Here is a 9,529-nt window from a genome sequence, read left to right as displayed (position 1 = left end):
GATGAAGGCCGAGCCGATAGAAGCCGTCTTCTGCACCATTTCGACCGACACCCTGGATGTCACCACCACAGCACCGGATGCGCCATCGATGCCGGCCCTGGCCAGCGCGCCGGCCAGCTTGTCGAGCGCATTGTGACGGCCGACATCTTCGCGCGCCATGACGATGCCCTTGCCAGGCATATAGAAACCGGCGGCGTGTACCGCTCCGGTCTCGGTGTGCAGCGGCTGCACTTTGGACAAAAGCTTGACCGAACGAGCGATGTCGTCGGCATCAAGCGTAAGGCTTGAGGCACCAACCGCATCGACCGAGCGCATCGCTTCCTCGATCGACTCGATGCCGCAAAGCCCGCAGCCGACCGGGCCGGCGAGCCTTCGCCGCCGCGCTTCGAAACGTGTGTTGGCTCGGTCCTTCAGCCGGATCTGAATGTCGATGCCGGCGCCATGGTCCTCGACCTCGATGGCTTCGATCTCTTCGGGCAAGGCGATGATGCCTTCGGTCAGCGAGAAGCCGAGCGCGAAATCCTCGAAATCCGCCGGGCTTGCCATCATCACCGCATGCGTGGTGCCGGCAAAGGAGAACGCCACCGGCGTCTCTTCCGGCACCATCCGGTTGGCAGCCGTCGTCCCAACCGCGCGGTGCGCCAGCCGCGATACCTGCGTCGTGGCTTTGCGGCGCGCGCTCAAGACTACTCCGCCGCCTGCAAAGACGCGATGCGCCGGCTCTGCTTGGCTTGCTCGTCATAGTCGCGCTGCCATTCCGACGGTCCGTTGGAGGCGCCGACCTGCACCGCCGTCACCTTGTATTCCGGACAATTGGTCGCCCAGTCGGAGAAGTCGGTGGTGATGACGTTGGCCTGCGTGTCCGGATGATGGAACGTCGTGTAGACCACGCCGGGCGACACCCGGTCGGTGATCAGCGCGCGCAGCGTCGTCTCGCCCGATCGGCTGGTCAGCCGGACCCAGTCGCCGTCGCGCAAACCGCGGTTCTCGGCATCGTGCGGATGGATCTCCAGCCGGTCCTCCGAGTGCCACATGCTGTTGTCGGTGCGCCTGGTCTGCGCGCCGACATTGTACTGTGACAGGATGCGGCCGGTGGTGAGCAGCAGCGGGAAGCGCGGTCCCGTCCTTTCGTCCGTCGCCACATATTCGGTCCGGATGAACTTGCCCTTGCCGCGCACGAACCCGTCAATATGCATGATCGGGGTGCCGAGCGGCGCCTTCTCGTTGCAGGGCCATTGCACGGATCCGACACGGTCGAGCAACTCGAAGGAGACGCCGGCGAAGCTCGGCGTGGTCATCGCGATCTCGTCCATGATCTCGGAGGGATGCTGATAGTTCCAGTCCAGCCCGATCGCGCGGGCAAGCTCCTGCGTCGCCTCCCAATCGGCGTAGCGCGCCTTCGGCTCAAGAACCTTGCGCACCATGTTGATGCGGCGCTCGGCGTTGGTGAAGGTGCCGTCCTTCTCCAGGAAAGTCGAGCCCGGCAGGAAGACATGCGCGTAGTTCGCCGTCTCGTTGAGGAACAGGTCGTGCACGACGACGCATTCCATCGCGGCAAGGCCGGCGGCGACATGCTTGGTGTCGGGATCGGACTGCAGAATGTCCTCGCCCTGGATGTAGATGCCCTTGAAGCTGCCGTCGACGGCGGCGTCGAGCATGTTGGGGATGCGCAGGCCGGGTTCGTCGTCCAGCTTCACGCCCCACAAGGTCTCATAGATATCGCGCACGGCTTCGCCGGAGATGTGGCGATAGCCCGGCAGTTCGTGCGGGAAGGAGCCCATGTCGCAGGAGCCCTGCACGTTGTTCTGGCCGCGCAGTGGGTTCACGCCGACGCCGGGCCGGCCGATATTGCCGGTGGCCATGGCGAGATTGGCGATTGCCATCACAGTGGTCGAGCCCTGGCTGTGTTCCGTCACGCCGAGGCCGTAATAGATCGCGCCGTTGCCGCCGGTGGCGTAGAGCCGCGCAGCGCCCCGGATCAGCTCTGGATCGACGCCGGACAATTTGCCGACGGTTTCGGGGCTGTTTTCCGGCAAGGCTACGAACGATGCCCAATCCTGGAACTCCGTCCAGTCGCAGCGTTCGCGGATGAAGGCTTCGTCGAACAGGCCCTCGGTGACGATCACATGCGCCAGCGCCGTCAGCACGGCCACATTGGTGCCGGGCTTCAGCGGCAGGTGATAATCCGCTTCGATATGGGCCGACTTGACCATCTCGGTGCGGCGCGGATCGAGCACGATCAGCTTGGCGCCCTGGCGCAGCCGCTTCTTCAGCCGCGAGGCGAACACCGGGTGAGCGGAAGCCGGATTGGCGCCGATGATGACGGCGACGTCGGTGAAGTCGACGGAATCGAAATCCTGCGTGCCGGCCGAGGTGCCATAGGTCTGGCCGAGCCCGTAGCCCGTCGGCGAATGGCAGACGCGTGCGCAGGTGTCGACATTGTTGTTGCGGAAACCCTGCCGCACCATCTTCTGGACGAGATAGGTTTCCTCGTTGGTGCAGCGCGACGAGGTGATGCCGCCGATCGCAGTGCGTCCGTACTGGTACTGGATGCGGCGGAATTCCTTGGCCGTATGGGCGATCGCCTCTTCCCAGCTCACCTCGCGCCACGGGTCGGTGACCTTTTCGCGGATCATCGGCGACAGGATGCGGTCCTTGTGGGTGGCGTAGCCATAGGCGAAACGGCCCTTGACGCAGGAATGGCCGTGGTTCGCCTTCCCCTCCTTATAGGGCATCATGCGAACGACTTCGTCACCCTTCACCTCGGCCTTGAACGAGCAGCCGACGCCGCAATAGGCGCAGGTGGTAACAGCCGAGCGCTCCGGCAGGCCCTTGGCAAGCACCGTCTTCTCGCGCAGCGCATCGGTCGGACAGGCCTGCACGCAGGCGCCGCAGGACACGCATTCCGAATCGATGAACGCCTCGTGCATCCCCGCCGAAACCCGGGATTCGAAGCCTCGTCCCTCGATGGTCAGCGCGAAGGTGCCCTGCACCTCTTCGCAGGCCCGCACGCAGCGCGAGCAGACGATGCATTGCGAGGCATCATAGGTGAAATAGGGGTTGGATTCATCGCGGGCGATGTAGTCGACCGCCAGCGAGCCATGGCCGGGCGCCACGCCACCTTCCGGCTTGACGTGGTTGCGGCCTTCGATGCCGTAGCGGTTCTCGGTCAGGCCGATCGACTTCGCCACCGCATCGAACTCGCTCGCGCCGGTTCCGGCCTGTTCGTTCCAGCCGGTCGGATGATCGGAGACGTAGAGCTCCATGACGCCGCGGCGAATGGCATCGAGCCGCTCGGTCTGCGTGCGCACGATCATGCCTTCGCCGACGGGCGTCGTGCACGATGCCGGCGTGCCGCCGCGTCCTTCGATCTCGACAAGGCAGACACGGCACGAACCGAAGGAGTCCAGCATGTCGGTGGCGCAAAGCTTCGGGATCTCGACCCCGCCTTCCATCGCGGCACGCATGATCGAGGTGCCTTCCGGCACGGTGATGCTGCGACCGTCGACGTTCAGCGTGACCTGCTTCTGCGCCTTCGATTGCGGGGTTCCGTAGTCGATCTCTTCGACGAGGGAGGGGAAGTCGGCCTTGATGTTCATCTGCCAGCTCCTATTCGGCAGCCACGCGCACGGGCGCTGGCTTGAAGTCGTCGGGGAAATGGGTAATCGAGCTCATCACGGGATAGGGCGTGAAGCCGCCCAGCGCGCAGAGCGAACCGAACTTCATCGTGTTGCAGAGGTCGGTGACCAGAGCGAGGTTCTTCTCCGGCTCGATGCCCGCGACTATTCTGTCGATGGTCTCGACACCGCGCGTCGAGCCGATGCGGCAGGGCGTGCACTTGCCGCAGCTTTCGATGGCGCAGAACTCCATGGCAAAGCGCGCCTGTTTCAGCATATCGGCGGTGTCGTCGAACACCACGATGCCGGCATGGCCGATCAGCCCGTCCTTTGCCGCGAAGGCTTCATAATCGAACGGCGTGTCGACCAGCGCGCGCGGGAAGTAGGCGCCGAGCGGCCCGCCGACCTGCACCGCCTTGACCGGTCGCCCCGTGGCCGTGCCGCCGCCGATCTCGTCGACGATCTCGCCCAGCGTCATGCCGAAAGCGGCTTCGAACAGGCCGGCATATTTGACGTTGCCGGCGATCTGGATCGGGATCGTGCCGCGCGAGCGGCCCATGCCGAAATCCTTGTAGTAGGCCGCACCCTTGTCCATGATGACAGGCACCGAGGCCAGCGAGATGACATTGTTGATCACCGTCGGCTTGCCGAACAGCCCCTTATGCGCCGGCAGCGGCGGCTTTGCGCGCACCATGCCGCGCTTGCCCTCGAGCGAATCGAGCAGCGCCGTCTCCTCCCCGCAGACATAGGCTCCGGCGCCGACCCGGATCTCCATGTCGAACGCGTAAGGTGAACCCAGCACGCTGGCGCCAAGAACGCCGGCCTTGCGGGCGACCTCGACGGCCTTGTTCATCACCGCCACCGCATGCGGATATTCCGAGCGGACATAGACAAAGCCCTTGGTCGCGCCCGTGGCTATACCGGCGATCGTCATGCCTTCGATCAGCACAAACGGATCGCCCTCCATTATCATGCGGTCGGCGAAGGTGCCTGAATCGCCTTCGTCGGCGTTGCAGACGATGTATTTGCGGTCGCCTGCGGTATCGAGCACCGTTTTCCACTTGATGCCGGTCGGGAAGCCGGCGCCGCCGCGCCCGCGCAGGCCCGATTCGGTAACCTGGGCGACGATGTCGGCAGGCGTCAGTGCCAGCGCGTTCGTCAGTCCGTTCAACCCGCCATGCTTCTTGTAGGATTCGAGCGAAAGCGGATCCGTGACGCCGCAGCGCGCGAAGGTCAGCCGCGTCTGCTTGGCGAAGAAGGGGATCTTGTCCGGTGAGCCCAGCCAGCGCTTGTGATGGCCGCCGGTGAGAAAGCCGCCGTCGAACAGGCTTTTGACGTCGGACGGCTTTACCGGCCCATAGGCGACGCGGCCGTTCGCTGTCGCAACTTCGACCATTGGTTCGAGGAAATAGGCGCCGCGCGACCCGTTGCGCACGATCTTGGCTTCGATGCCGCGCTCGGCGAGTTCGCCGGCGATCGCCTTGGCGACCTTTTCGGCGCCAAGCGCCAGCGCACCGGAATCGCCGGGAATGTAGATGCGCGGGATCATGAGCGCACCTCTGCAACGATCTCGTCGAGCTTCTCGTCATTGAGCCGCCCGATCACCTCGCCATCCAGCATAGCGGCGGGCGAACAGGCGCACAGGCCGAGACAATAGACCGGCTCCAGCGTTACCGAACCGTCGCGGGTCGTCTCATGGAAGCCGATGCCCAGCAATTGCTTCAGCTTGGCGGCGATGGCGTCCGAACCCATCGACTGGCAGGATTCCGCCTGGCAGAGCTTCAGCACATGCCGGCCTGCCGGGTGGCTGCGGTAATCATGATAGAAGCTGACGACGCCGTGCACCTCGGCCCTGGAAATGTTCAGCGCCTCGGCGATGACCGGCAGCGCATCCTTGGGCACATGGCCGAACTCTTCCTGGATGCCGTGAAGGATCGGCAGCAACGGGCCTTCGAGGCCCTTCATCTCCTGGATGATCGCGACCGTGCGCGACGTGATCTCGGTACTTGCAGGCTGCATTGTCATGCAGCGCCCTCCCTATCGTAGCGACCCATACATATCGGCCAGAAGCATCAAGCTGTTTTGGAACAACGACATGCGCGTGCCGCTTTATCGCTAAGTGCTTAAGAAACCAGAGAAAACCTCTGAAATCAATAAAGCGGTTTCGTTGTACGATAGAAATTTTCTATCGTTCCGTTCGGCTAACTCTGTCTAGCGGAACGGTTTGCGTGGAAATCGTCCGCCAGCGCCATTGCCTCGTCCAGCAGCGCCGAGACCAAAGGTGTGTGCGGTTCGCGCGGTGTCGCCACCAGGCCGACCGTGTGGCTGGCATCCGGCTCGACAATCGGAATGGCCCGGATCGGCTCGGAAAAGCCGAATGTTTCCGCAAGGTTGAGCGGCATGATCGACGACCATTTGCCGGTGCGGATGTGCGAAAACAGCACGATCATCGAATTGGATTCCAGCGTCGGTCGCACCTGCACGCCGGCTTCGGCCAGATGCTGATCGATGATGCGACGGTTCTGCATGTCTGGCGTCAACAGGCACAGCGGCAGGCTTGAGAGCTCTGCCCATGTCACTTTGTCGCGGTCGGAATAGGGATTTCCCATCGCGGTGATCAGTTGGTAGCGCTCGTCATAGAGCGGCACGCTGGTCACCCGCCCCAGCGGCTCGTTGTCGAGATAGGTGATGCCGGCATCGATGTCGAAATTGCCGAGCAGCGACAGCACCTCGATCGAGGTCCGCGACAGCACCGAAAAGGTGACGCCTGGATGCTTTTCGCGAAACGGCGTCGTCAGCCGCGGCAGCATGGCGAGCGCCGTCGGAATGGCGGCGATGCGGATACGGCCCGAAAGTCCGTGGCGCGCCGCGCGCATTTCCTCGCGCATGGTCCTGGTGTCGCCGACGATGCGGCGTGCCCACACCAGCACCTGTTTTCCCTCCGGCGTCAGCCCCTGGAAGCGTGAGCCGCGCAGGACCAGCATGACGCCAAGCTGGCCCTCCAACTGCTTGATGCCGGCCGAGAGCGTCGGCTGGGTGACGCCGCATACCTCCGCCGCCCGGCCGAAATGCTCCTCCCTGGCGAGCGCGATGAAGAATTCCAGCTTGTCGATCATGCGATCTTTCCGGTGGTTCGCTGCAAGGTCGGGGAAATCGCGCCTCACCGCAAGCGCGATGCACAATTGCCCTGCATCCACACCTTTAAGCCGGCTACCTGTTTCCCGCGGCGCGATGCGGCGCTATGTGGATGAAACTGGGAGATCGACCATGCTGGGCTGGTTCCGCAAGCTTTTGCCGCGCGAAGATCGCTTCTTCGACCTGTTCGAACGACATTCGCGCACCGTGGTCGGCGGCGCCGAGGCGCTGGAGCAGCTTCTCCAGGGCAGGGATATCGACCTCTGGTGCCAGAAAATCGTCGATCTCGAAGATGAGGCCGACCACATCACCGCGGAAGTCCTGCTGGCGGTGCGGCGCTCCTTCATCACGCCTTTCGATCGCGGCGACATCAAGGACCTGATCCAGTCGATGGATGATGCCATCGACATGATGCACAAGACGGTCAAGACGGTGAAGCTGTTCGAGCGCAAGGAATTCGATCCGCTGATGCAGGAAATGGGTGGCGTCATCGTCGCCGCCGCCAAGCTGGTGGCCGAGGCGATCCCGCTGCTCAACAAGGTCGCGACGCACACGGTGCGCCTCAACGCCATCGCCGAAGAGGTGATGCGCGTCGAAAGCCGGGCCGACGACCTGCACGAGCAAGGGCTGAAGGATCTCTTCAGGAAGCACGGCAGCAGCGATCCGATGGCGTACATGATCGGCAGCGAGATTTATGGCCAACTGGAAAAAGTGGTCGACCGCTTCGAGGACGTCGCCAACGAGATCAGCGGCATCGTCATTGAGAATGTCTAGGTGATGGAAGCCACCATTGCCTTTCCCGTGCTGGTCGGCCTCGTCGGCGTCGCGCTGTTCTTCGACTTTCTCAACGGCTTGCACGATGCCGCCAACTCCATTGCCACCATCGTCTCCACCCGCGTGCTAAGGCCGCAATACGCGGTATTGTGGGCGGCTTTCTTCAACTTCATCGCCTTCATGTTCTTCGGCCTCCACGTCGCCGAGACAGTGGGCAAGGGTATCGTCGATGTCAGCATCGTCACCCCGGCGGTCATCTTCTCGGCGCTCGTCGGCGCCATAGTCTGGAACATCGTCACCTGGATCGCCGGCATCCCGTCGAGCAGCTCGCATGCGTTGATCGGCGGCCTGGTAGGTGCCGGTGTGGCAAAGGCAGGCGTGGGCGCCATCGTCTGGACAGGGCTTGGCAAGACGGTTGCGGCAATCGTCCTGTCGCCAGCGACCGGCTTTATCCTGGCGCTCATCCTGATTTTCGTCGTCTCGTGGCTCTTCGTGCGCCAGACGCCCTTTGCGGTCGACAGTACCTTCCGCGTCATGCAGTTCTTTTCCGCCTCGCTCTATTCGCTCGGGCACGGTGGCAATGACGCGCAGAAGACCATGGGCATCATTGCCGTGCTGCTCTATTCGCAAGGCATGCTCGGCGCGACTTTCCATGTACCGCTCTGGGTTGTCCTCACCTGTCAGGCGGCACTGGCGCTCGGCACCCTGTTCGGCGGCTGGCGCATCGTCCACACCATGGGCTCGAAGATCACGCGGCTGAACCCGATGCAGGGTTTTTGCGCCGAGACCGGCGGGGCGATCACCCTGTTTGCCGCGACCTGGCTCGGCATTCCCGTGTCGACCACGCACACCATCACTGGCGCCATCATCGGCGTCGGCGCCGCCCGCCGCGTCTCGGCCGTGCGCTGGGGCATTGCCGGCAACATCGTCATTGCCTGGATCGTCACCTTGCCGGCCACCGCTTTGATTTCGGCGCTCACCTACCTGGCGGTTGGCCTGGCGAGGTGACGTAAAGAAATCTACCTGTCCACAAGGTTCAGGATGTTGCCGTCCGGGTCCTTGAACCAGGCGACCTTCATTCCGTAACCGACGTGGAGATCGCCCTCCAGCGTCAAGCCCGGCATCTGATAGTGCTCGAAGGCGACGCCCTTCGTCTTCAGTTCCTTGACGATGTTGCCGATCTCGTCGCCAACCATCCAGGTTACCGCTGTCGCCTTGTTGGTTCCGGCAAATTGAGAATGATAGACGTTGAGGGTGGTATCGCCGCTTTTGTAGACGATCAGTTCGCCGCCCTCATCGTGCACCTGTTTCAGGCCAAGCGTTCCCTCATAGAAAGCCTTGGCTTTCGCGAGATCCTTCACCGCGAGATTGGCCGTTGCATTGCTGTTTGCGAGCATGATGGTCTCCTTTCCTGGTTGTCGACCCCGTGCTGGTCACCGAAATAGGTCGCCGCGATCGTTTGACGACTGTCGCTCGACCTGATTGTTGGCCGCATCGGCGCTCGATTATCTGGAAGACGTTTGGCGCGGATGAAATCCGACAGGACCCGCCGCTTTTCCAGGCACGCCAAGGCAGCCATTGCTCCACGGCTTGGTTCTGTCCGGAAACTGCATTATCTCAGGTGCAAGCTGCATCTCAGGCGCAAGCTGCGTAAGGAAAAACTGCCATGTCCGTCACCAAGGAAATCGTCACCGAGCGTCTGAAGACGGTCAACGGGCCGGATTTCACCGGCAACATCGTCGACCTCGGCATGGTTTCGGAGATTTTCATCGCCGACGGGAAGGTCTTCTTCTCGATTACCGTTCCCGCCGCTCGTGCCCAGGAAATGGAGCCGCTGCGCGCCGCCGCCGAGCGCGTCGTCAAGACAATCCCCGGGGTCGCCGGCGCGGTCGTCGCGCTGACGGCCGAGAAGAGGGGCGGCGGCATGGAGGCGCCGGTTCCGTCGCGCCCCGCACCCAGGCCCGTTCCGCCGGCTGCGCCCGCTGCCGCCGCGCCGCGTGCGG

9 protein-coding genes are annotated in these 9,529 nt (G+C 63.3%); 3 read left to right on the top strand and 6 right to left on the bottom strand.

Annotated elements, in window-relative coordinates; genetic code table 11:
• From fdhD to EN984_RS11825, 5 genes are all read right to left on the bottom strand, one after another.
• Positions 1-684: formate dehydrogenase accessory sulfurtransferase FdhD (gene fdhD / locus EN984_RS11845; RefSeq protein WP_127383752.1), on the bottom strand; the 684-nt coding region annotated here is incomplete at its 3' end.
• A gap of 2 nt (positions 685-686) precedes the next feature.
• Positions 687-3,599, bottom strand: a complete 2,913-nt coding sequence (gene fdhF / locus EN984_RS11840; RefSeq protein ID WP_064995765.1) for a formate dehydrogenase subunit alpha — start codon at positions 3,597-3,599, stop codon at positions 687-689.
• A 10-nt stretch (positions 3,600-3,609) separates the two neighbouring features.
• Positions 3,610-5,166: an NADH-quinone oxidoreductase subunit NuoF gene (locus tag EN984_RS11835; RefSeq protein ID WP_127383751.1), complete on the bottom strand. Its 1,557-nt coding sequence runs from the start codon at positions 5,164-5,166 to the stop codon at positions 3,610-3,612.
• Complete coding sequence (locus EN984_RS11830) at positions 5,163-5,642, bottom strand: formate dehydrogenase subunit gamma (protein WP_127267009.1); 480 nt, start codon at positions 5,640-5,642, stop codon at positions 5,163-5,165. The genes EN984_RS11835 and EN984_RS11830 overlap by 4 nt, the downstream gene beginning before the upstream one ends.
• A 176-nt stretch (positions 5,643-5,818) precedes the next feature.
• On the bottom strand, positions 5,819-6,733 hold the full coding sequence (locus EN984_RS11825) for a LysR family transcriptional regulator (RefSeq protein ID WP_127267008.1): 915 nt from the start codon (positions 6,731-6,733) through the stop codon (positions 5,819-5,821).
• Between the two features lie 151 nt (positions 6,734-6,884).
• On the opposite strand from EN984_RS11825, the gene EN984_RS11820 reads away from it, so the two are divergent.
• On the top strand, positions 6,885-7,526 hold the full coding sequence (locus EN984_RS11820) for a DUF47 domain-containing protein (protein WP_127267007.1): 642 nt from the start codon (positions 6,885-6,887) through the stop codon (positions 7,524-7,526).
• A 3-nt stretch (positions 7,527-7,529) separates the two neighbouring features.
• Entirely contained in the window at positions 7,530-8,534 is a 1,005-nt protein-coding gene (locus tag EN984_RS11815) for an inorganic phosphate transporter (protein WP_127267014.1), read from the top strand.
• Positions 8,535-8,545: 11 nt separating this feature from the next.
• Here EN984_RS11815 and EN984_RS11810 read toward each other — a convergent pair whose 3' ends face one another.
• Complete coding sequence (locus EN984_RS11810; protein WP_127267006.1) at positions 8,546-8,923, bottom strand: VOC family protein; 378 nt, start codon at positions 8,921-8,923, stop codon at positions 8,546-8,548.
• Positions 8,924-9,192: 269 nt separating this feature from the next.
• Here EN984_RS11810 and EN984_RS11805 point away from each other — a divergent pair.
• Positions 9,193-9,529 (top strand): iron-sulfur cluster assembly protein (locus EN984_RS11805; protein ID WP_164765443.1); only part of this gene is annotated, 337 nt, incomplete at its 3' end.

The sequence above is a fragment of the Mesorhizobium sp. M7A.F.Ca.CA.004.12.1.1 genome (assembly GCF_003997835.1).
Taxonomy (GTDB): domain Bacteria; phylum Pseudomonadota; class Alphaproteobacteria; order Rhizobiales; family Rhizobiaceae; genus Mesorhizobium.
The sequence above is the reverse complement of the archived record's forward strand: the minus strand, read 5'-3'. Positions and strand labels throughout refer to the sequence as shown.

Coding starts and splice junctions, on each gene's coding strand:
- fdhF (WP_064995765.1), bottom strand. CDS start 3,599: ATGAACATCAAGGCCGACTTCCCCTCCCTCGTCGAAGAGATCGACTAC.
- EN984_RS11835 (WP_127383751.1), bottom strand. CDS start 5,166: ATGATCCCGCGCATCTACATTCCCGGCGATTCCGGTGCGCTGGCGCTT.
- EN984_RS11830 (WP_127267009.1), bottom strand. CDS start 5,642: ATGACAATGCAGCCTGCAAGTACCGAGATCACGTCGCGCACGGTCGCG.
- EN984_RS11825 (WP_127267008.1), bottom strand. CDS start 6,733: ATGATCGACAAGCTGGAATTCTTCATCGCGCTCGCCAGGGAGGAGCAT.
- EN984_RS11820 (WP_127267007.1), top strand. CDS start 6,885: ATGCTGGGCTGGTTCCGCAAGCTTTTGCCGCGCGAAGATCGCTTCTTC.
- EN984_RS11815 (WP_127267014.1), top strand. CDS start 7,530: ATGGAAGCCACCATTGCCTTTCCCGTGCTGGTCGGCCTCGTCGGCGTC.
- EN984_RS11810 (WP_127267006.1), bottom strand. CDS start 8,923: ATGCTCGCAAACAGCAATGCAACGGCCAATCTCGCGGTGAAGGATCTC.